The sequence below is a fragment of the Reyranella sp. genome, from assembly GCF_004297405.1.
Classification (GTDB): Bacteria; Pseudomonadota; Alphaproteobacteria; order Reyranellales; family Reyranellaceae; genus Reyranella.
The window spans coordinates 1-22,395 of the sequence record NZ_SCVC01000008.1; the positions used below are offsets into that span (position 1 = coordinate 1).

Consider the following 22,395-nt stretch of genomic DNA (forward strand, 5'->3'; position numbering starts at 1 on the left):
ATGGATGATCCGACGCGATCTTGAGTCAATCGCGCAGCTCCGTAACGATCGAATGGCGGGCGAAACCGTCCGCAGGGTCGCAGTTTGAAAGCTCGCCACGGTCCAGGCAAGTCTCGACCGGGCGCGCGTGCCGACTGCCCGCTGGCTCGGCTCAACCACCTGAAGGTACTCCCTGCCGAGTGCGTGTAATCCGGTCACGCCGTGAGGTTGCGGCCATCCATCAGCATGTCGACCTGGCGTTGGGCTGCTTCCTTTTTGACACCATATTTGGTGCCGATTTGGCTTACGAGCTGGTCAATGGTCGTAAGGTTGGAGAGCTCCTTCCTGGAGAACTTGCTCCATTTCGCGCCGATCTCGTTGAGAATGTCCTGTCGATCTGTGTCGTTCGCAGAGGAATCGGTCGTCGCCGTTTGGCGGTCGGTCATGCTCTCTCCTGGGATCAAGTTGCCGTTCGTGAACGACTGTCGTTCAGGTGACGCCAACAACAAGTGGTGACGGATCCCTCCAATATGAGGGGGAATTCCGTCTCTATTTCTTGTCACGCTGCGCCGATCGCACTGGACATCGCGGCTGATTGCGCTGCGCGAACAAGAGGGTATCGCGTCACATCCCAAAAGCCCGTCGATCTCGATGAACAAGGGGGCGAACACCCCCCCCAATGAAGTGCGTATAGCTTTTGGTCCGAAGGGTTGAGATCCATCTGATTCGGCTGCGCCCTGCATTTGCTGTAGAAGGGATCGTCCCCAGCGATCCGCTGCAGGAACACTTCACGCGCGCACGGCAACGTTGCCGTTGGTCACGCGTTACCGCCGGAAAGGCAGCACTCCTTGAAATCGTTCGCGTGGCGCGTCTTCGGACGCGCTCGACATGCTATTATTCAGCAAGACGAAGACGCCATCCGCAGTGAACTATTCAGCATCGAGCGGCTGGAGCAGCATGCGCGAAGTCTTGCGGCTAACCAACCCGTTCACAAGGCGGCGATCGCCGGTAGATCGCTCGTTGCGCGCCTCCAAGATAACGAGCGCGTCCTGCTGCATGCTTACCGCTCGATTGCCAAGGCAGCCAGCGAAGGCCGGTCAGTAACGCCTGCCGCGGAATGGCTCCTCGACAATTTTCATCTCGTCGAGCAGCAGGTGCGCGAAGTCCGTACGGATCTGCCAGCGGGATACTATCGCGAGCTGCCCAAGCTAAGTGACGGACCACTCGCCGGCTATCCCCGCGTGTTCGGGCTAGTATGGGCATTTGTCGCCCATACCGATAGCCTGTTCGAACCCGAGACGCTGACCCGCTTCGTACGCGCCTATCAGGAAGTCCAGCCGCTCAACATTGGCGAATTGTGGGCCGTTGCCATCACCTTGCGCATCGTGCTGGTCGAAAACCTGCGGCGATCGGCCAGTCGCATCGTGAGCCAGCGGTCGGCGCGCGCACAGGCCGATCTCATTGCCGACCGCCTGCTCGGCGTGAAGGATCATGTGGCGGATCCCACGGCGCTGGCCCCTTACGAGGGAGCACCGTTCTCCGAGGGGTTCGCTGTCCAGCTTGTGCAGCGGCTGCGCGATCAGGACCCTGACACGACACCCGCCGTAAGGTGGCTCGAAAGGCGCTTGGTGGGAGAGGGAACGAGCGCCGACGAGCTCGTCCGCCGCGAGCATCAACTCCAAGGCGCCACCAACGTCACCGTCCGCAACATCATCACCAGCATGCGCCTGGTTTCTGACGTCGATTGGGCGAGGATTTTCGAGGCGGTGAGTCCGGTAGATGATGTACTGCGTACCGCGGGCGTCTTTGTCGAGATGGACTTCGCCACTCGCAATCTCTATCGAACTGCTATCGAGGAAATCGCGCGCGGAACTACTTTGCGCGAGCCGGAGGTCGCAAAGCGCGCCCTTGCAGCTGCCTCGTCTTCCGCGCGAAGCGGCGACCGGGATGGCCGCGAGCGCGAGCCAGGTTATCATTTGATCGGTGGTGGCCGTCGCATCTTCGAACGATCGGTCGGTTTTCGCACGCGCGGACTGACGCTGCGTCGCCGGTTTACGCGAACCGGCATCTGGGGATACGTCTCCAGCATCGTCGCAACCACCGGCATTGTTCTGCTAGCTCCCCTACTCGGCCTCTCGTTGCTGGGTATTCATGGTTGGTTGCTCGTGGCGATGGCATTCGCGGGCTTTCTGCCCGCCCTCGACACCGCGTTGTTGCTGGTGAACCGCCTGATCACCGGTGGATTTGGCGCGACCCTCCTGCCGGGACTCGCTCTGCGTGACGGCGTGCCATCCGATCTACGCACAATGGTTGCCATTCCAACGCTGCTGTCCTCGCAAGCTGCAATCGACGAGCAGATCGAGCGCCTTGAGGTTCACCATCTTTCCAATCCAGCCGGTGCGCTTCACTTCGCTCTGCTGTCGGATTGGACTGATGCGCACTCGGAATCCATGCCGGAAGACATCGCTCTCTTGTCCACCGCCCGCGACGGCATCGCCCGCCTCAACAGTCGATATCCGGGTACCGACGGCGTCGACCGCTTCTTCCTTCTGCATAGGCGCCGCGGCTGGAACGAGGTGCAGCGACGATGGATCGGCTGGGAGCGTAAACGCGGCAAACTTCATGAATTCAATCAACTACTGCGAGGGGCGACCGGAACGACGTTCCTGGAGGCCGAATCACGAGTCCTGCCAATGGACGTGCGCTACGTCATCACCCTCGATTCGGACACACGCCTGCCACGAGACGCAGTCGCGCGATTGGTCGGTAAGATGGCCCACCCCCTCAATCGGCCGCGTCTCGACGTCGCGAAGGGCCGAGTGGTCGAGGGCTATGGTGTACTGCAGCCGCGCGTCACCCCTTCTCTGCCGGTCGGCACCGAAGGCTCGCTGTTCCAGCGTGTCTTCTCGAGCAATAGCGGTATCGATCCCTACGCGTCAGCCGTATCGGACGTCTACCAGGACCTGTTCGGCGAGGGTTCCTACTCGGGCAAGGGCATTTACGACATCGACGCTTTCGAGGCGGCATTGCAGGGGCGCGTTCCCGACAGCACCATGCTCAGCCACGATCTGTTCGAGGGGATTTTTGCCCGCTCCGGCTTGGTGTCCGACATCGAGGTCGTGGAGGAGTTTCCGGCGCACTATGACGTGGCTGCAGCGCGCCAGCACCGCTGGGCGCGGGGCGACTGGCAGCTTCTGCCCTGGATGATGGGCCTCGTGAAGGGCACGGCGACACGCGCCCGCGTGGGCTACGTCCCTGCCATCGGATTCTGGAAGATGTTCGATAATCTACGTCGCACGCTTTCGGCGCCAGCCGCCCTCCTAGCTCTGCTCGTCGGGTGGACCCTGCCACTTCCGGGCGCAATCGTTTGGACGGCGTTCGTGCTCCTGGCTATCGCCATGCCTACGCTCCTGCCGGTCGTGGGGGCGTTGTTTCCAAGGCATTCGGCAACGACGACGCGCAGCCATCTCGGAGCACTCTGGACGGATATCCTGGCATCCTTCTCCCAGACGGCACTCCTGGTGGTATTCCTCGCCCACCATGCCTGGCTGATGGTCGATGCGATCGGGCGGACACTATTTCGCCTCGTCATCAGCCAACGCCGCCTACTCGAATGGATCACGGCAGCTCAGTCCAAGCAGGGCCGGCGCAGCGGCTGGCTCGGTCTCTACGCCAAGATGGCCGGAAGCGTGGTCATCGCGCTCCTGACAGCTCTCTTTGTCGGATACACAGGCAGTCCAGCGTTACCGGTGGCAGCCCCGTTCGTGCTGGCATGGCTTTTCGCGCCGGCAATCGCCCACTGGGTGAGTCGTCCACCGCGCGACGCAGGCAGCCTGCGCGTCGCCGTTGAAGATGCCCTCTCGCTCCGCCTGGTCGCTCGCCGCACATGGCGCTTCTTCGAGACCTTCGTCACCGAGGCAGATCACATGCTGCCACCGGACAATTTCCAGGAGGATCCGACGCCCGTCCTCGCCCGGCGGACGTCACCGACCAACCTAGGGCTCCTGTTGCTGTCGACTGCCGCCGCTCGTGAGTTCGGTTGGATCAGCACAATCGAGGCAGTCGAGCGCATCGAGGCGACCCTGGCAACCATGGAGCGGCTGAAGCGCTACCGCGGACACTTCTTCAATTGGTACGACACGTCCGACCTGCGTCCACTGGAGCCGCCCTACATCTCGACGGTGGACAGCGGCAATCTGGCAGGACACTTGATTGCGCTCGCGAACACCTGTGCGGCATGGCGCGGCGGGATGGCGATCGAACCCGATATGGGCCGGGGTGCAGCCGACAGCCTGGATCTCGCCCGTGAGGCCCTCCTTGCCCTGCCCGACGACAGGCGCACGCACCTTGTCACGTCACATGAACTTGTCAGTGCGCTGGAGAGCCTTGCGGCGGCGTTGCTGCATCCGTCGTCTCGACCGGAAGCGCTCCTGGCGCACGCCACCACGGCCGTCGACCTCGCCCGCACGCTCGCCAGCGAGCGCGGCGACACTGAAAGCGGCGACATGCTGTATTGGGTCGAAGCGGCACATCGTTCGATCGTAAGCCACCAACGCGGCAATGCGCTTACCGTCGTCGTGGATGATCTGGAACGTCGGCTGCTGACGATCGAAACAACCGCGCGTGCCACGGCGAATGCCATGGAGTTCGACTTCTTGTTCGACAACCGCCGTCGGCTGCTGTCGATTGGCTACCTGGCCGTCGAAGATCGGCTCGATTCCAACTGCTACGACCTCCTCGCCTCGGAAGCGAGGTTGGCAAGTTTCGTGGCGATCGCAGCAGGTGAGATCCCCGCCCGACACTGGTTCCGATTGGGGCGGGAAGTGACGCCGGTCGGCCGCGGCGCGGCTCTGGTCTCATGGTCGGGCTCGATGTTCGAGTACCTCATGCCGTCGTTGGTCATGCGCGCGCCATTCGGCAGCCTACTTGAGAAAACCAACCAGCTTATCGTCCGGCGGCAGATGCAGTATGCGACCGCTCTCGGTCTACCTTGGGGAATCTCCGAATCGGCCTATAACGCGCGCGACAAGGAGTTCACCTATCAATACTCCAACTTCGGCGTGCCGGGGCTCGGCTTCAAGCGAGGCTTGAGCGAGAACATCGTCATTGCTCCCTATGCGACGGCGCTCGCCGCCATGGTCGATCCTGCAGCCGCTACCGCCAATTTCAAGCGACTGACCGCCCGGGGTGCGCGCGCCCGTTACGGCTTCTACGAGGCGATCGACTTTACGCCGTCCCGTCTGCCGGACGGGGAGTCCCAGGCGATTGTGCGTGCTTATATGGCCCACCATCAGGGCATGGTCGTCGTCGCCATTGCCAATGCCCTGCTCGATGGCGTGATGCGTTCGCGCTTCCATGCTGAACCCAAGGTCCAGGCGACTGAACTTCTGCTTCAGGAGCGAGCGCCGCGTGACGTCGCGGTCGCCCATCCGCGTGCCGAGGAAGTCGGCGCTGGTGCCCTGACAGGTGAACTCGAACCGGCGGTCGTGCGTCGTCTACACAACCCGCATGCTGCCAGTCCCTCCGTTCACTTACTGTCGAACGGACGCTATTCGGTCATGCTGACGGCCGCAGGTTCAGGTTACAGCCAATGGGGTGGTCACGCCGTAACGCGATGGCGCGAGGACACGACACGCGACGATTACGGCAGCTACATCTTCTTGCGCGACATCGAAACCGGCGCAGTCTGGTCCGCCACCCATCAACCGTGTGGTAGCCGGCCCGATCGTTATGACGTCATGTTCGCGGAGGATCGCGCTGAATTCGTACGACACGACGGTACACTCGTCACGAGCCTCGACGTCGTCGTATCTCCGGAGGACGATGCGGAGGTGCGGCGTGTGTCGCTGGTAAACACCGGCGCCGAGCCGCGCACAATCGAGCTCACCTCCTACGCCGAGATCGTTCTGGCATCGCCCGTGGCCGACGCGGCACATCAGGCCTTCTCCAAGCTTTTTGTGCACACCGAATATCTGCCCACCGCGGGCGCTATTCTGGCGACGCGACGCCGACGAGGCCCGGATGAGCCCGAGCTGTGGGCCGCCCATTTGACAGCCGTCGAAGGTGAAGTGGTCGGCGTAATCGAAGTAGAGACCGACCGCGCCCGCTTCCTCGGCCGTGGCAACGAGGTTGGCAACGCCGTCGCCGCGACGGACGGCCGACGTCTTTCCGGCACGGTCGGCGCAGTCCTCGATCCGGTGTTTGCCCTGCGCAGGCGCTTGGCGATACCCGCGGGTGGCACGGCCCGGATCGCCTTCTGGACGGTGGTGGCCTCGTCGCGCGAGGCGCTGCTCGATGCGATCGACAAACATCAGGACGCCAATGCTTTCACGCGAGCGACGACGCTTGCGTGGACACAGGCGCAGGTCCAACTTCGCCATCTCGATGTAACCTCCGCCGAGGCGAGCCATTATCAGCGCCTGGCGGGCCATGTGCTGTACGCCAACCCGGCGCTGCGTTCGTCCCCGGGTGCGATCAGTCGCGGTCTGGCTGGTCCTCCGACATTGTGGGCGCAGGGTATCTCAGGCGACCTGCCGATCGTGCTCGTGCGGATCGACGAGGTCGAGGACGCCGGCATCGTCCGTGAACTTTTGCGTGCCTGGGAATATTGGCAGCTGAAAGGGCTGGCCGTCGATCTCGTGATCCTAAATGAGCGCAGTACCTCTTATGTTCAGGATCTTCAGGCGGCGTTGGAGACACTGGTTCGCGCCAGCAGATCCAGAACCCACCTCGGCACCGGCACCGAGGGGGCGCGCGTCTTCGTCCTGCGCACCGATCTAATCTCTGGTGAAAGCCGCGCCCTCCTCCTGGCACTTGCGCGCGTGGTCATACGCGGTGGGCGCGGCACCCTCGCCGATCAAATCGACCGCCTGCGGGCGCCGCGCGGCTTGCCGCCACCCCAGCGACGGTCCACGGCCGAAATAGACGCGAAGGTCGTGCCAGCACCGACGGTCGCGCTCGACGGCCTTCAGTTCTTCAATGGCCTCGGCGGCTTCTCACCCGATGGCCGGGAGTACGTCATTACCTTGGGTCCAGGCCAATCAACGCCGACACCCTGGATAAATGTCGTGTCGAATCCGTCGTTCGGCTTCCAAGTGGCCGCCGAGGGAGGTGGTTACACCTGGTCGCAGAACAGCCGGGATAACCAGCTCACCCCATGGTCGAACGATCCGGTGATCAACCGACCTGGTGAGTCACTTTACGTGCACGATCTCGAGAGCGGCGATCTATGGGGGCCGACTGCACAGCCGATCCATCACAACCAAGCGACCTATATCGCTCGTCATGGCCGAGGTTATAGCCGGTTCGAGGTCACAGCCAACGGCATCGCGCTCGAGCTGCTGCAATACGTACCGCTCGACGACCCGATCAAGGTCTCGAGGCTCACGCTCCACAACATCTCCGACCGGCCGCGCCGTCTGTCCGTGACGTCCTACGTCGAATGGGTGCTTGGTCTGTCGCGCGGCGCCTCCGCCCCAACGGTCGTCACAGAGCGCGACGAAGAAACAGGTGCGATCTTCGCACGCAACAAGTGGAATATGCATCACGGGTCGCGCGTGGCATTCGCCGACCTCGCTGGCCGCCAAAATACGTGGACCGGCGATCGTGGGGAGTTCATCGGCCGCAACGGCACCGCCGACAATCCGGCCGCGCTCACCGCCGCCCTTCCGCTGTCGCAGCGGCTCGGTGCGGGGCTCGATCCCTGCGCCGCGCTGCAGACCACCATCGAGCTTGCCAGCGGAAGTTCGCAGGAGGTCGTCTTCTTCCTGGGACAAGCGGCCGATACCACCGAAGCACGCGCACTGATCGCACGCTATCGCGCGGCCGACCTCGGCGCGGTCTATCGCGAGGTCGTCGCCTTCTGGGACGAAGTTCTCGGCACTGTGCAGGTAAAGACTCCAGACCGCGCCATGGATATTCTTCTCAACGGCTGGCTGCTCTATCAGTCTCTCGCCTGCCGCTACTGGGCTCGTTCTGGTTTCTACCAGGCGAGCGGCGCCTACGGCTTCCGCGATCAGCTCCAGGACGTCATGTCGCTCGCCGTGGCAAAGCCTGAGCTGACGCGCGACCACGTCCTGCGCGCCGCGGCACGGCAATTTGTCGAGGGCGACGTCCAGCATTGGTGGTTCCCGATTGGCGGGCACGGTGTCCGCACGCGCATCTCAGACGACCGGGCTTGGCTCGCCGCGGTCGTCGCGCATTACCTCCGAACCACGGGCGATGCCACGATCCTCGACGCGCAGGTGCCATTCATCGATGGCCCCTTGCTACGGCCTGGCGAGCACGATCTCTACTTTCAGCCGGACCGGACTGACGAGACCGCCTCGCTATTCGAGCATTGCGCTCGCGGCCTCGATGGCAGCCTCCAGACAGGTGTACATGGCCTGCCGTTGATGGGCACCGGCGATTGGAACGACGGTATGAACCGCGTCGGCGAGGCAGGACAAGGGGAAAGCGTCTGGCTGGGCTGGTTCCTCTATGCCGCCCTGACAGCATTTGTGCCGCTTGCCGAGTCCCGTGGCGAGGATCGGCGTGCCGAAACCTGGAAAGCACATGCCACGGCACTGCAGAGCGCGCTGGAACGCGAGGCCTGGGATGGGGGCTGGTACCGCCGGGGCTACTATGATGATGGTACCCCGCTCGGCTCGGCGGCTAGTGAGGAATGCCGGATCGATGCCATCGCCCAATCCTGGGCGGCGATCTCGGCGGCCGCGGATCCAGCGCGGGCGACGGAGGCGATGGAGGCCATGGACCGTCTCCTTATCCATCGCGGCGACCGGCTGGCCTTGCTGTTTGCGCCACCGTTCGACAAGACCTCCCTCGATCCTGGCTACATCAAAGGATATCCGCCCGGTATCCGCGAGAACGGAGGCCAGTACACCCACGCCGCTGCCTGGTCGATGATGGCCTTCGCCACGCTCGGCGAAGGCAACAAGGCAATCGAACTCTTCTCTCTGCTCAACCCGATCAATCACACGTCAAGCCGTGCTGGCGTGCTTCGTTACAAGGTCGAGCCCTACGTTGTGGCGGCCGATGTCTACTCGATGCCACCGCATGTCGGGCGTGGCGGCTGGACCTGGTACACGGGCTCGGCCGGCTGGGTCTACCGTGCCGGCGTTGAGTCGATCCTCGGCCTGCGCCTGGAAGGCGACTGGCTTGTGATCGACCCCTGCGTGGCGACGTCATGGCCGAGTTTCGAAATGAAACTGCGCTATCGCGGCGCAGTTTACGAGATCGTGGTCCGCAATCCGCAGGGCGTTAGCCGTGGCGTCATCGATGTCGAGTGCGACGGTGCTCCCCAGATACCGGTGCATGGTCAAGCGCGGATTCGGCTGTGCGAGGACGGCGCGACACACACGGTCGTCGTGACGCTGGGGTTAGAGTGACGCCGCATTCCGCGACGTCAAACCAGTACCTACTTGCGCTTGGCGGCAGCAGCTTTGGCTGGACTTGACGATACGGCTGCATAGGGAGAGGCCGACACGGCCACTTTAGGCTTGTTTTGCTTAGGCTTCTTCGCTTCGCGATTGCCGCGACGATTCTTCATGGACATTGGGATGGCTCTTCGGCGTCGGAGCGCGGGACATCCGCGGACCGTCGGACCGATGGATGGACCATACACGCTTTCTCGAGGCCGCGCCGCCCATTGTAACCCTTGTGACTGCCAGAAACTAAATCCGGCAGTATTGATGGTGCAGTCCACCGAGAATCGGCCGCGCGGCAATCTGGCCGAGGTGCTGGACCGGCCGACGGCTCGGCGAGTCCTTGCCCAGGGACAAATGCGTTTGCGGTTCGTTGTAATAGCCGGGCGTAGGCCGCAAGGATGAAGCGCAGATGGGCCTCGCCGAAGACGATGACGTGATCGATGCATTCTCGGCGGATCGAACCGATCAGCCTCTCCGCATGTCCGTTCTGCCAGGGTGGCTGTGGGGCGGTGGGGTGATCACGTATTCCCATCGCCGCAAGACGCCGGGTGACAGCGTGACCGTACGACGCGTCACGATCCCGGATCATGTGGGTTGGCGCTTCATCCCACGGAAAGGCATCCGTGATCTGATGGGTGATCCATTCCGCCGTGGGATGGGGCGTTACACTCAGCGATATCAGTCGCCGTCGTTGGTGACTGAGCACGACGAGGGCGAACAGCAGCTTGAAACCGACCGTCGGCACGATCAGGAAATCCACCGCGCCGATGCCTGCCGCGTGGTTGCGCAGAAAGGTCCTCCAAGTTTGTGACCGCCCCCGCCCACTCTTCGCCATATACTTGGCGACTGTCGATTGTGCGATTTCGATCCCGAGTTTCAGCAGTTCACCATGAATGCGCGGCGCTCCCCATAGCCGGTTGGCCAGGCTCATCTCGCGGATCAGGCGCCGGGCCTCTAGCGGAATCCTTGGCCGACCACCACGCGAGCGCGACTTCCAACGCCAGTACAGGCGGAAGCCGGCCCGATGCCACCGGACGATCGTCTCAGGCTGCACAATGGCCACCGCATTCAGCGCCGATGGAAACAGGTGATAGAGCCAGACGAAGAAAAGTCGATCGGTTGGCGCCAGTTTAGGCTTCGATGGAACGCTCCGGCGCAGCACGTTCAACTGATGCCGCAGCAGCACGATCTCGGCCTCCAGCCGCGCTTGCGTCTTGAACGTTGAGACCAGGGCGTGGAGCACCAAGTTCACGAAAGCGATCATTGCCGATCAGCCCACTCAATCCCGCACCTCACGCCAGCGCTGACGAAGTTTTCGCTAAGGACAGGGGCGAAGATCACGCCATCGGCCGTTCTCGTGGAGGACTGAGCACCAAGATCAATGCCGTCGTCGATGAGAACGGCCTACCGGGTCGGCTCCTGCGAACCGCCGGACAGGCGCACGACCTGCGCGCCGGCCTCAAATCCCGTCGTGTCGTTGCCGATCACGGTTACGATGCCGACGCCCTGCTCGAGCTGATCCAGGCGGCCCATGCCAAACCGCACATTCCGTCAACCAGCCAGCGTATCGTCCACAGATCCGTCAACCGATCCATCTACCAGAGACCCAACCTCGCCGAGTGCCTCTTCTGCAAGCCCAAGCATTTCCGAACCGTCGCCACTTGTTTCGATAAACTCGCTCGGAACTTCCTCGCCACCGTAGCCCTCGCATCTGACCGCGTCTGGATGCGAGTTTATGAGCCCACTACCTAGTCTGGCTCTGACCCGGTGATGAGGCGCACACCCCGGCTAGAAGGTCGCGTAGGAGCAGATCCATTCCAACATGACGACGACGCGACTCCTGACGCCGATCAGGGACAATATGTGGAGCACCACATCAACCCGACCACTGAGCAGGCCCCCTTGGGCCGGTCCGCGGTGTCGCAGGCGATCTCGCAAGCTTCCGCCGAGCCACACGCGTTCCGTCACTGCCAATCGCTGATCAGCCACTCGCACGTCCCTGTTATGGCGCTGCCCAATCGCTGTTCCCGAGTTTGGATTTCCCTGTTCCTATGGACAGGAATTTTCAGCTCTGAGCGAAGTAGCCCTCAAAAGCCCCAGAAATCACGGCATTCAGCGTAGTTCCAGCCGATTGGCGCCTAGCTTTTCAACTCTATTTGCCTGTTATTTTCCCTGTTAGCAGGGAATTCCCGTGGAGAACGGTTCGTACGGGACTGGCCCCACTACCACCCCGCCGCCGCTACACCGGCAGCGGGCGGTCCGACCAATAAGCCCCACTATTCGGCACTTTTCCCGCCCAGAGTGACACTAGAGACCGGCGTATTTTGCGGTCTTTGGGACGAACATGCCGTTTCGGGCCGAAAGTCTCTGGAGCCGCTTTTCCGAGACACTACTCTGCGATTATGAACTGTGGCGCGAACTGCAAGTGCCGGTCGTGGGCTCGATTGCTAGGGATCGCTTTCGCCTAGAGAGTGGATGCGCGACGCTCGACCGCCGTCAGAAACGGTCGACTTGCTGAGCCCAGTCGACCGGAATACCTCGACGCATTTCGACGACCAGCCGACCACGCAACTGGCGACGACCATCAAGCAGCTCACGGGTAAGTTTGGGGGCCAGGAACGCCAGTGGCAGGATGGTCTGGACGTAGCTCGACGTGATCCCAGCCTTTTTGGCGATGCTCCGATACGACGTTGCCTCGCCGCGCTCCATCCAGCCACGCCATTCGTGCGCCCGACCAAGTGCCTTCATCAATACTGGATGGGGGCCTATCGAGCCGTCGTCGAGGATTCTGACCCTGTTACGATGCGCCAATCTGGCCTTCACGACGATGGTTCGGGATGTCGGAGCCTCCTCCGGGTCAGTGGCGTCATCAGTCCTGACGATCTCGACACGGTCGGCGCGAACAACCACCCGCTCGACGCGATTCCGGAGCGCCTGTTCGGAAGAACAAGCGTCGTCGTATATGGATGCCAGTGCCTTGCGCACATGAGGAATGCCAAAACCGAGAGAATCTCTTTCTCGGACAGGTTGCCACCCATGTCGGGACGAGAGCGTTGCCAAACAATGCGTTCAGGTAACGGGCCGCCCGCTCGACGCGAGCGGATCGAGCGCCACGGCCGCGAAGTCGAGGAAGGCCCTCACTCCGGGCAACAGGCCACGGCGCGAGGTGAAGACGAGATGCAGCACCGCTTCGCGGCTGGTCCAATCGGGCAGCAGCCATTGAAGACGCCCTTCGGCGATCGCCTCGCGGCAGATCAGCTCGGGAAGAAGAGCAATGCCAACGCCCTCGATCGCCGCCTGCCACAAGATGGCATGATCGTTCATCGCCATTCTGGGTTCGTGCAGGATGGTTTCTTCGCGGCCATCCACATCGACCAACGTCCAGGTCGTGGGTCCGGGTCGCTCGGAGTGGCTGAGGGTGTGGAAACGTGAGAGATCGGAAGGCACTGTCGGAGCACCTTCCAGCTCCAGATAGGCCGGGCTCGCGATGAGGCGTGAGTGCATACGCCCGATGACCTTCATTTGCAGATCCACATCCGTGTCGAAGGTCTCACGGACGCGTATGGCAACATCGATGCCGTCCTCGATCAGGTCGACGCGGCGATTGGTGACGATCAGCTGCAAACGCACTCGGGGATACTGGCGGAGAAAACCCGGTAGCTTGCTCGAAAGAATACGCTCGGCGCCGACCGGGCAGCTGACGCGCACAAGGCCCTGAGGTTCGGCTTTCTGCCGATAGGCAATTTCCTCGATCGCTTCGGCCTCGGCGATCGCTGCCCGGGCATGACGATATATGTCCCGCCCCACCTCGGTGACGCTCAACCGGCGCGTCGATCGCTCGATGAGCCGGATGCCGAGCTTTTCCTCGAGCGCCGATACCCGGCGGCTGATTCGGGATTTGGGAACGCCCAGTACCCGGGCTGCAGCGGAAAAGCCGCCAAAAGTCACGACAGCGGCGAAAAAATTGAGGTCGTTCAGATCGCGCATGGCGAACGATTGTTCACCCAGTGCAACGAAACGTTCCATTTTCACTCTCTAATCTCTCTATTGTTCCACCTTTATATACGCCTGGCGCGAGCAACAACCTCGAAACCCAGGACGTCCCATGAAACTCCTCCATATCGATTCCAGCATTTCCGGTGAGGCGTCGGTGTCCCGCCAGCTCTCCGCCGCGGTCGTTTCCGAGTGGAAGCGCCGTCTTCCCGACCTCCAGGTCATCCGCCGCGACCTCGCCGGTGATCCGCTGCCTCACCTCGATGGTGCGATCCTCGCCGCCCAGCCGGGCGCTGAGCCCACCACGGCGACCAGAGCCCAAGTGGAAAAAGGCACCGCCGTCCTCGAAGAGTTCCTGGCCGCCGACGTCATCGTGCTTGGCGCCCCGATGTACAACTTTGCGATCTCGAGCCAGCTCAAAGCGTGGCTCGACCGCATCGTCGTCGCGGGCAGGACATTCAAGTACGACGCCTCCGGCGTGAAGGGGCTGGCCGGCGACAAGAAGGTCATCGTGGCGTCATCGCGCGGTGGGCTGTATGCCCCCGGCACGCCGCATGCCGCCAACGACTTCCAGGAACCTTATCTGCGGGCGATCCTGGGGTTCATCGGTATCACCGACATCGAGGTCGTGCGCGCCGAAGGCGTGGCCTTTGGCGCCGAACAGCGCGAGCAGTCGATCAAGGCCGCGATCGCAGGGCTTCCCACGACCATCGGCGCGGTCGCGAACGCCGCCTGATCCATGGAACCCCGCTGCCGGCCGGCACCGGCGGGCAGCGGGCCACGACCACGGCCTGCAGAGGCTTGATCCAGGAGAATGCCCCATGACATCGCCCACGAAACTCGCTCATGTCGTCCTCTTCACGAGCCGTCTTGCCGAAATGCGCGACTGGTACCTGAATGTCCTCGATGCGCGCGTCGTTCACCAGAATCCGGCGGCGGTCTTCATGACCTATGACGAAGAGCATCACCGAATCGCGCTGGCGGACCGCGATGCTGTGGCGCGCGCGTCGGGAGGCCTCGACCAGCTGATCGCCCCAAGCGGGGATGGCGTGTCTCGCAGCGACGCCGCTCCGCAGAATCGCGGCCTATCCCATATCGCCTTCACCTACGACTCGCTCGCCGCCCTGCTCGAGAATTTCGAGCGACTGGAGAAGCAGCGGGTCACGCCCGTGTTTTCCGTCAATCACGGCACGACGACATCGCTCTATTACGCCGACCCGGACGGCAACAACATCGAGCTTCAGGTCGACAACTTCGCGACCATCGAGGAAGGCACCGCCTACATGGAGTCGGATGCCTTCGAGAAGAATCCGGTAGGCGTTCCGGTCGATCCCCAGAGCCTGCTCGCGCGACTGCGGACAGGAGAGCCCGCGGCCACGCTCATCAGGCCCTGGTGGTAGAGCCCACTGCCGAGATTGATACAATCTGGCCGGTCTGAATGAACATTTCGAAATCCAGACTAACGCAAAATGTTATCACTTGTGGCTGAAGCTGCCAGCGCACTGGCGCTCGCAGAGTTTTTGTCGCTACCGCGGCCAAGCGCGACAATTGCGTTGACGCCCTCGACGACATTCGCCGTCAAACCCGGCCATGCGCCGAACGCCTTTAGGCTAGCGCTTGCGGCGCCGACAATGGATAGGTCGATATCGGACTACGCTCGCTGGCAGTGATGCTGCATACCGGCGAGGACGATTTCGATTCAACGGAATGAGCAAGCTCGAGTCACTCTGCCGTACCCCATTCTCACCTCAGCAACGCAATTAAGATCGCCGCAACATGTTGCAAGGCGGCATCCTTTGCACGCCGGCGATGCCAAGCAAGGTGTAGAGAGAAACCCGACACTTTAATCGGCGGCTGAAAGGAAACGAGCCCATCGAAATCGGATAGCACGCGCGAGGGAAGCAGCGCGATCATGTCAGAGCCTTGCAGCAAGGCCGGTACCATCTGGTGAAGGCCATGGTCTGGGCATATTGCAGCGTGCCGGAGCCTTCCATGAAGCTGCCCGGCAGGCAGGCGTCGAGGACGGCGAGCGTGCCCACCGCCATGACGGCACCGACCAAGACGATGCCGATCCACATGCGGAGTGTGATGACGCCTTCGTCGTGCGGGTGGAGCGGCCGGTTCATGGTTTCGGCATCCGCCGGATCGACGCCGAGAGCGAGCGCAGGCGCGCCGTCGGTGACCAAGTTGATCCAGAGGATCTGCGTTCCGCCGCAAGTTCGGCATCAAGGTCGAGCATAGGCCCCACGGCGGTCGTGGCTTTATCGCGCCGATCAGCTACTGGTTAGCCGTCGTCCTGCTGATCGCCTACGGCATGCGCCCCTCCCTTCACACGCAGCTGATCCTTTGCCCTGGGAGGCTTTCATGGCCGTGCCCACTATCCGCGCTGAGAGCTGTCCATTGCTTTGTTGATCTTGCTTGCCATTGGCCCACTCCCCAACCCTTCACGCCACGAAGGATCTCGCAGATAGGGTCGGCAAGCGTCATCCAACACAGCTCGTGCGCTCTCGATCCCTCGTGTCAACGGGTCCGAGTCGCTATCACCGATGTTACTAGGGCGTTCGCAAAGTATGTCCCGCATCGCTTTGGCGTGTTCAGCCAATGCCGTTCTCAATTGATGGGCCGGCCCCCTCGTGAGGCGTGCCATAGAAGCCATAGAGGGCCTGCACAGCTGTTGAACTTTCAGCCGGGCCGAGGACGCGTCTAAAGGCCTCAAGAGCCACGTCGCCAGGCTTCCTCGCAAGAAGTGCTGTGAACTAGGACGCTCTGCATCCCGGACTGCCCGCAGGCTCATTTGGCGAAGGTCCTCCGGCTTCTTGCCGCCCTTCACCGCAGCTCGACGATATCGTCAGCGCCCTTGGCACTGAGCGCGTGAGACGCGTGCGGTCCGGAAGACTATGAGCTTTCCGGCCGCTGGGCGGCGGCAGATCCCGGGTGTGCGCCGTAGAGGGGCGGTAATGAGCCTGGCTTCGTTTCCAGCTCTGTTCGTCTGCCCCACACGCGCAGCGCCTTGAGGGCAACGTCCGTCAGTTGCGGCAGGAAGCTGGGACGCAGCAATTCCGGATCGAAGACACTCATGCGTCGGCTGTTCTCGGCGTAGCAGTCTTCGAGGAAGCGCCGGAAATTGAAGCCATCGAGAAACATGCTGACCTGGAGGGCCGCCAGGCTCTTGCCGTCATCGACCTGCTGGCCACGACGCGCAAAGCGAATCTTATTGTGCACCGCCCGCACGTAGTAGCGCAGGGTCACCAGCGGGGAAACCGTCCTTGCAAGCCAGCCCTTGCGGGCTTCCGTGTAGGCCATCCAGTTGATGAAGAAGACGATGTGGCGCGTCTCCTCGTACATCAACATCGAGAAGATCTGCATGATCTCCCGGGGAAGGAATTCCGATTGCCAGGCGATCTTGAACAGGCCGAATCCCACGAACGAGTCGAAACATTCGCCGAAACCGAAATCCTTGAAGCTGGTTTCGATGTCCGCGCCGAGATCCCCGATCGGCCGCTCCGGGGCGTCGAGGCCATATCTGTCCACCATCACGCGGATCAGCTTCGCATGCCGGGTCTCCTCCCGGCCCTGCAGGGCCAGCGCCTCCTTCATGACCGGATCGGTTACAGTTTCGGTGAAGGCCGCGACGATCGCGCCGGCGCGCCGCTCGAAGTAGAGAACATCCTCCCAGAAGGGCACCTGCCGAAGGCGGTGCAATGCCGCCTCGTCCAGGGCAGGCCAGGGCAGCGCCTCAGGATCATAGTCGAGATAGGTTCGCGCAAAGTGCGAGCAGAAAGCATCGCGATGCTCTAGGGATCCGATTTTCATGACAGGCAAGCCCCCATCGCTATGGCTATTGATGGCCACGAATGCCGTTTTGTCCATCACGCCGGGACCACCAAAAGGCATAGGTTGCAAAGTCGGCGCGAATGCCTAGTGGTGTCCTGCCAGTCATTGCATCAATCCTCGAGGCGCTTCTTGTCCATGGGCACTTCGCTGGTCGGTCGTACTGTCGCGGTCAGCATCCGGCATTCCCTGATCGTGCTGCTTGGCGCGCTCGCGGCGACGGCGGCGGCCCTCGTCTACCTGTCCCAGAACTTCGCCATGACGGCCGAGACCAGCCAGTTGATCTCGCCCAAGCTGGATTGGCGCAAGCGCGGGATCGAGTTCGACAAGGCATTCCCGCAATTGCAAAACCTGACCATGATCGTAGTCGACGGCGCGACGCCGGAGCTCGCCGATGACGGGGCCAAGCGACTCGCCTCGGCACTGCAGCAGCGACCCGATCTTTTCCATAATGTACGCCAGCCGGACGGCGGCCGGTTCTTCGAGCGCAACGGCCTGCTGCTGTTGCCCATGGACGATGTCAGGTCGGTCACAGACGCCCTGATCAAGGTACAGCCGCTCCTGTCGGCGCTGGCCGCCGATCCCAGCCTGGCCGGGGCAATGAAGATGCTTAACGTCACCCTGCTGGGCATCGAGGGCGGCGACGTGAAGCTCAAGGACATCGAGCCCCAGCTCAACGCGCTGGCGGGGACATTCGAGAAGGCGGTGGCCGGACAACCGGCCTACTTTTCCTGGCGCACGCTGGTCACCGGCGACGCACCCGATCTCGGAGACAAGCGACGGCTCATCCTTGTTCAGCCCGAGATGGATTACGGTCAGTTGCAGCCCGGCCAGGGCGCGAGCGACGCCATTCGCGCAATGGCGGGATTGCTAAATCTGGATCCCGCTCATGGTGTCACTGTGCGCCTCACCGGCCAAGTGCCGTTGGCGGACGAGGAGTTCGCCTCGCTCGCCGACGATGCGGGCCTGATCACGGCCGCCATGGCCGCGGCGCTAATCGGCATCCTCTGGCTGGCGGTCCGCTCGACACGCATCACGTTTGCGATCATTTGCACCACGCTGATCGGTCTGGTCATCACGGCAGCGATCGGCCTGTTGGCCGTCGGCCGCTTCAACCTGATCTCCGTCGCTTTCATCCCGCTGTTCGTCGGGCTCGGCGTCGACTTCAGCATCCAGTTCAGCGTGCGCACTCTTGCCGAACGGCTCGTCCGGCCGAACCTCGAGGCCGCGCTCGTGGCGACCGGCAAAACCATCGGCAGGGCGCTGGCCTTGTCGGCCGCGGCCATCGGCGTAGGCTTCTTCGCCTTTCTGCCAACCAGCTACCTCGGCGTGGCCGAGCTGGGAACCATTGCTGGCCTCGGCATGATCGTCGCCTTCACGCTGACCATTAGCCTGTTGCCGACAGTCTTGCTCCTGCTGCGCGCGCCGCAAGCCGGCTTGAAGGAGGTCGGATTCACCTTGCTGGCGCCGGTCGACGATCTCGTGCATCGCCATCGCCGCGCCGTACTCATTGTGGCGCTGCTTGCCGCAACCGCGGCCGCTGCCCTGCTGCCGTTGCTGCGCTTCGACTACAATCCGCTCAACCTCAAGAGTCCCAGGGTCGAGTCGATGGCGACGCTGCGCGACATGCAACACGATCGCAACTGGAGCCTCGACGCCATCAACATCCTGGCGCCGTCGCTTGCCGACGCGGCGCCGCTGGCGCGCCGGCTGGCCGATCTGCCGGAAGTGTCCCGCGTCGTCAGCCTCAACAGCTTCATGCCCGAGAACCAGAAGGAAAAGCTGGTGCTGATCGGCGATGCTGTGGACGTGGTCGAGCCCGTCCTTGACGTCGAGCCTGCGCAGCCGGCAACGGACGCAGAGCTGCAACAGCGGCTCGGGGCGACGGCAATCTCGCTACGGGTAGCGGCGGAACACAGCCTTGACGCGGCAGCCGCTGCATCGGCGCGTCGCCTGGCTGACGTGCTCGACCGTCTAAAAACCGCCACGCCGGCGGTTCGCGCCAGCGCGGCAGCGGCCGTGGTGACGCCGCTCAAGATCATGCTCGACCAAGTGCGCACCCAGTTGAAGGCGCGCCCGATCTCCATCGAGACCTTGCCAAAGGAACTCATTGCCGACTGGATGACCCTGGATGCGCGCGTCCGGCTGCTGGTCCTGCCGAAGGACGATCACAGCGACGCATCCCTTCGGCGGTTCGCGCAGGCGGTTCAGTCGGTTGCGCCGGATGCGACCGGTTGGCCGATATCCACCGTCGCATCGGGCGAGAGCATCGTCCACGCGTTCCTGCAGGCTGGCACCTACTCCTTCCTGGCCATTACGTTGCTGCTCGTCGCCGTGCTGCGCCGGGTGCGCGATGTTGTGCTCACCATGCTGCCCGTCATCTTGAGCGGCCTTCTGACGTTCGGCACTTGCGCGGCCCTCGACCTGCCGCTGAATTTCACCAACATTATTGCCTTGCCGCTGCTGCTTGGCGTCGGTGTCGCCTTCAACATCTACTTTGTGCTCGCCTGGCGCGCCGGCGAGACGGCCATGCTGCAGTCGAGCCTGATGCGGGCTGTGGTCTTCAGCGCAATGACGACGGCCACGGCCTTCGGTGCGCTTTGGCTGTCGAGCCATCCCGGTACCGCCAGCATGGGCCGGCTGCTGATGATCTCGCTGGCATGGGAACTACTTGTCACCGTGCTGTTTCGTCCGGCTCTGCTGGCGCAACCGGCGACCCGGACGATCAGCGCGACAGCTTAGTCTCTGGAGTGGTGATCGAGGCTATTGCTGCGTGGTTCGCTGCTTGGCACGAGCTTCCAGCTCTTCGATCAGCGATTCGACCTGGCCGCCGTGCTTCCGAATATAGGAAACATAATCCGCCCGCCTGGTCATGATCATGCTGACGCCCTCAGTCTTGACGTCGACAATGCGCAAGCCTTGGCCTTCATTGCGCACCTCCCACTGGACGGCAACCGGATCGCTATTGCTCTGGTTGAGCTTGCTCTCGACGGTGAACACACCGTTTCCCCGGGTATTGATGCGACCCACAGACAGCGTCTGGCCGCGGTATTGGCCGAACCGCTCCGCATAGGCACGCGCCTCTGCGCTTGCAGAGGCCTTGAGGAAGCGTTCGCGTTGTTCGGGAGTGGCCTGGTTCCAATAGTTGCCGAGCGTCGAGCGGCCCATGTAAGCGAGGTCGAAATGGGCCTCGAGCACCCGTCTGATGCCGGCCTCGCGCGCCGCCCCAGCGTTGGCCTTGGCGACCTCGATCACCTGGTCCGCCGCTCTCTGGACGAGCTGACCCGCGGGATCCTGCTCGGCCACCGCCTGCTTCGCCGTCATGACGGCAAAGCCAGGGCCGATGAGGGCGATGGCGCCTCCGCCAATGGCAAAACGCAGCACGCTTCGACGGCGGACAAACGACGACACTGATCTCTCCTTGCAAGCAATTGCTGACAGCGGCGTGATGAGGATGATTTAGATCACTGCCGCGTCGGAACAAGTACATACGGCGGGTACACCGCATAATGCCGCGCCGCAATTGGGGCTTAAAAGCGGCTCGGGCGAGACATCTGCCGCCGGCCTTTCTTGCGAAGGCCCGTCATCGAACGCTACGTGTGGCGCCACCGTCAGTTTGACCACGCGACCGAAAGTGCCCGCCGATGACGGAAACCGCGTCGACTGTCTCGGTACGCAAGTCCGCGGCGAGATCGTTCAGCTGCTCTGTCGACAGATTGCGCAAATCGGCCGCCGTTTTGCGGCCGAGAATGGCTTCTTGGAAGGCACGGTCCTGACCGATCGTTCAGTGCGCCTTCGTGTGTGCTTGATCACTCCAGCTTGAGCTAACCCGCTACTTCCTGCCGCACCACACGCCGCGGACATGGCAGCAATGCAAGCCGGCGCATTGCCAGTTCCGATGGCGAAAGGGTCGCCCTCCAAAGCGCACGGGTCCTTCATGCGCTGGAGTGCTTGCGGCCGCGGCGACCGTAGCGGACAATCGTATCGTCTGGAAATGTAGCCTCCGGCGTGGGCAGCTGAACCCACGCGTCGTTTGCCGGACGTAGGTTGTATTGCCTACCGGGTGAGACAGCCCACGAAAGCCATTCGCATCTGGCTTGCGCCCAGTAAGGAGATCTGGAATGCGAGTTGTGTTGGCGCAGCCTCGAGGCTTCTGTGCCGGCGTGGTGCGCGCGATCGAGATCGTGGAGCGCTCACTCGAGAAATTCGGCGCACCGGTCTACGTGCGGCACGAGATCGTGCACAACCGACACGTCGTCGAACGGCTCAAGCGCATGGGCGCTGTGTTCGTCGAGGAGCTGGACGAGATTCCCGACGGCGCCGTCACGATTTTCAGCGCGCACGGCGTGTCCCAGTCGATCATCGATGAGGCGAAGACGCGTGGCCTGCCCGTGCTAGAAGCGACATGCCCGCTGGTCTCGAAGGTCCATCTCCAGGGCAAGCGCTACGTGGCACGCGGCCGGGTGCTGATTCTGATCGGCCACGCCGGCCATCCCGAGGTCGAGGGGACCATGGGACAGGTCGGCGCGCCCGTGCATCTCGTCTCGACGGTCGAGGACGTCGTCCGGCTCGACCTGCCCGACGACGCACCCGTCGCCTACGTCACGCAGACGACGCTCAGCGTCGACGATACGCGCGGAGTGATCGCCGCGCTGCATGCGCGGTTCAGCGACCTCGAAGGGCCCAACGTTTCCGACATTTGCTACGCCACGCAGCATCGTCAGTCGGCAGTCCGCGACCTCTGCACGGTGGCGGATCTGCTGTTGGTTGTCGGCAGCCGCAACAGCTCAAATTCCAACCGGCTGTGCGAGATTGGGATCGAACAGGGGTTACCCAGCTACCTGATCTCGGACGGCAGCGAGCTCGATCCGGCGTGGCTCCGCGGCGTGCAGACCGTAGGACTCACCGCCGGCGCCTCGGCGCCCGAGGACCTGGTCCTCAACGTCATCGCAGCGCTGCGGCGGCACGGCGAGATCGATGTCGAGCAGTTGGACGGGGTGCGCGAGAACATCGAGTTCCGCATGCCTCCCGAGCTCAGAGCGGCGAAGCCGAGGTCGAAAAGGTCGCGCAAGGCCTCTGCCACGATGGTGAGGTAGGGCAGTGAGCCTGAGGCTGCCTCTCCGATAGGCAGCCAGCATTGGCGCCTACCTGCTGCGTCAGCATTAGC

The 22,395-nt window shown here is 62.8% G+C and carries 16 protein-coding genes; 6 read left to right on the plus strand and 10 right to left on the minus strand.

Translation table 11 applies throughout. The annotated features are described in order from the left end of the window. Positions 1-194: 194 nt before the first annotated feature. A complete protein-coding gene (locus EPO50_RS07585) occupies positions 195-425 on the minus strand; it encodes a hypothetical protein (RefSeq protein ID WP_296342584.1) in 231 nt (76 codons plus the stop codon). Positions 426-827: 402 nt separating this feature from the next. Between EPO50_RS07585 and EPO50_RS07590 the strand changes: the two genes are divergently transcribed. Continuing rightward, positions 828-9,365 carry a glucoamylase family protein gene (locus EPO50_RS07590; RefSeq protein WP_296342586.1) on the plus strand — a complete coding sequence of 2,846 codons (8,538 nt, stop codon included), beginning with the start codon at positions 828-830 and terminating at the stop codon, positions 9,363-9,365. Positions 9,366-9,394: 29 nt separating this feature from the next. Here the strand turns inward: EPO50_RS07590 and EPO50_RS07595 are convergent, their stop codons facing one another. The 3 genes from EPO50_RS07595 to EPO50_RS07605 all read right to left on the minus strand — a co-directional run bounded on the left by EPO50_RS07595 (position 9,395) and on the right by EPO50_RS07605 (position 10,937). After that, positions 9,395-9,532 carry a hypothetical protein gene (locus EPO50_RS07595; protein WP_296342588.1) on the minus strand — a complete coding sequence of 46 codons (138 nt, stop codon included), beginning with the start codon at positions 9,530-9,532 and terminating at the stop codon, positions 9,395-9,397. Further along, positions 9,523-10,668, minus strand: a complete 1,146-nt coding sequence (locus EPO50_RS07600; protein ID WP_296342590.1) for an integrase core domain-containing protein — start codon at positions 10,666-10,668, stop codon at positions 9,523-9,525. Before EPO50_RS07600 ends, EPO50_RS07595 begins: the two co-directional genes overlap by 10 nt. Before the next feature lie 140 nt (positions 10,669-10,808). Then, positions 10,809-10,937 carry a hypothetical protein gene (locus EPO50_RS07605; RefSeq protein ID WP_296342591.1) on the minus strand — a complete coding sequence of 43 codons (129 nt, stop codon included), beginning with the start codon at positions 10,935-10,937 and terminating at the stop codon, positions 10,809-10,811. Here EPO50_RS07605 and EPO50_RS31515 point away from each other — a divergent pair. Beyond that, positions 10,923-11,156: a hypothetical protein gene (locus EPO50_RS31515; protein ID WP_367268034.1), complete on the plus strand. Its 234-nt coding sequence runs from the start codon at positions 10,923-10,925 to the stop codon at positions 11,154-11,156. The genes EPO50_RS07605 and EPO50_RS31515 overlap by 15 nt on opposite strands. A gap of 744 nt (positions 11,157-11,900) precedes the next feature. Here the strand turns inward: EPO50_RS31515 and EPO50_RS07610 are convergent. Beyond that, on the minus strand, positions 11,901-12,389 hold the full coding sequence (locus tag EPO50_RS07610; protein WP_296342593.1) for a hypothetical protein: 489 nt from the start codon (positions 12,387-12,389) through the stop codon (positions 11,901-11,903). A gap of 84 nt (positions 12,390-12,473) precedes the next feature. After that, positions 12,474-13,430: a LysR family transcriptional regulator gene (locus EPO50_RS07615; RefSeq protein ID WP_296342595.1), complete on the minus strand. Its 957-nt coding sequence runs from the start codon at positions 13,428-13,430 to the stop codon at positions 12,474-12,476. Positions 13,431-13,509: 79 nt separating this feature from the next. Here EPO50_RS07615 and EPO50_RS07620 point away from each other — a divergent pair, with 79 nt between their 5' ends. Next, complete coding sequence (locus EPO50_RS07620; RefSeq protein ID WP_296342597.1) at positions 13,510-14,133, plus strand: FMN-dependent NADH-azoreductase; 624 nt, start codon at positions 13,510-13,512, stop codon at positions 14,131-14,133. Between the two features lie 85 nt (positions 14,134-14,218). Next, positions 14,219-14,797 (plus strand): VOC family protein, encoded by a 579-nt coding sequence (locus tag EPO50_RS07625; RefSeq protein ID WP_296342599.1) that lies wholly within the window; start codon positions 14,219-14,221, stop codon positions 14,795-14,797. A gap of 510 nt (positions 14,798-15,307) precedes the next feature. On the opposite strand, the gene EPO50_RS07630 is transcribed toward EPO50_RS07625, so the two are convergent. Beyond that, positions 15,308-15,583, minus strand: a complete 276-nt coding sequence (locus EPO50_RS07630) for a cation-translocating P-type ATPase C-terminal domain-containing protein (protein ID WP_296342601.1) — start codon at positions 15,581-15,583, stop codon at positions 15,308-15,310. Between the two features lie 709 nt (positions 15,584-16,292). Beyond that, positions 16,293-17,270, minus strand: coding sequence for a hypothetical protein (locus EPO50_RS07635; protein ID WP_296342603.1), 978 nt, complete (start codon positions 17,268-17,270; stop codon positions 16,293-16,295). 96 nt (positions 17,271-17,366) lie between these two features. On the opposite strand from EPO50_RS07635, the gene EPO50_RS07640 reads away from it, so the two are divergent. Then, complete coding sequence (locus tag EPO50_RS07640) at positions 17,367-19,970, plus strand: MMPL family transporter (RefSeq protein ID WP_296342658.1); 2,604 nt, start codon at positions 17,367-17,369, stop codon at positions 19,968-19,970. Positions 19,971-19,991: 21 nt separating this feature from the next. Here EPO50_RS07640 and EPO50_RS07645 read toward each other — a convergent pair whose 3' ends face one another. Continuing rightward, on the minus strand, positions 19,992-20,612 hold the full coding sequence (locus tag EPO50_RS07645) for a phospholipid-binding protein MlaC (protein ID WP_296342605.1): 621 nt from the start codon (positions 20,610-20,612) through the stop codon (positions 19,992-19,994). Positions 20,613-20,811: 199 nt separating this feature from the next. Beyond that, positions 20,812-20,952, minus strand: a complete 141-nt coding sequence (locus tag EPO50_RS31520; protein WP_367268033.1) for a 1-deoxy-D-xylulose-5-phosphate synthase N-terminal domain-containing protein — start codon at positions 20,950-20,952, stop codon at positions 20,812-20,814. A 397-nt stretch (positions 20,953-21,349) separates the two neighbouring features. On the opposite strand from EPO50_RS31520, the gene ispH reads away from it, so the two are divergent. Then, the gene (ispH, locus tag EPO50_RS07650) at positions 21,350-22,324 is read left to right on the plus strand and encodes a 4-hydroxy-3-methylbut-2-enyl diphosphate reductase (protein ID WP_296342607.1); all 975 of its coding nucleotides are present in this window, start codon (positions 21,350-21,352) and stop codon (positions 22,322-22,324) included. Positions 22,325-22,395: the final 71 nt, after the last annotated feature.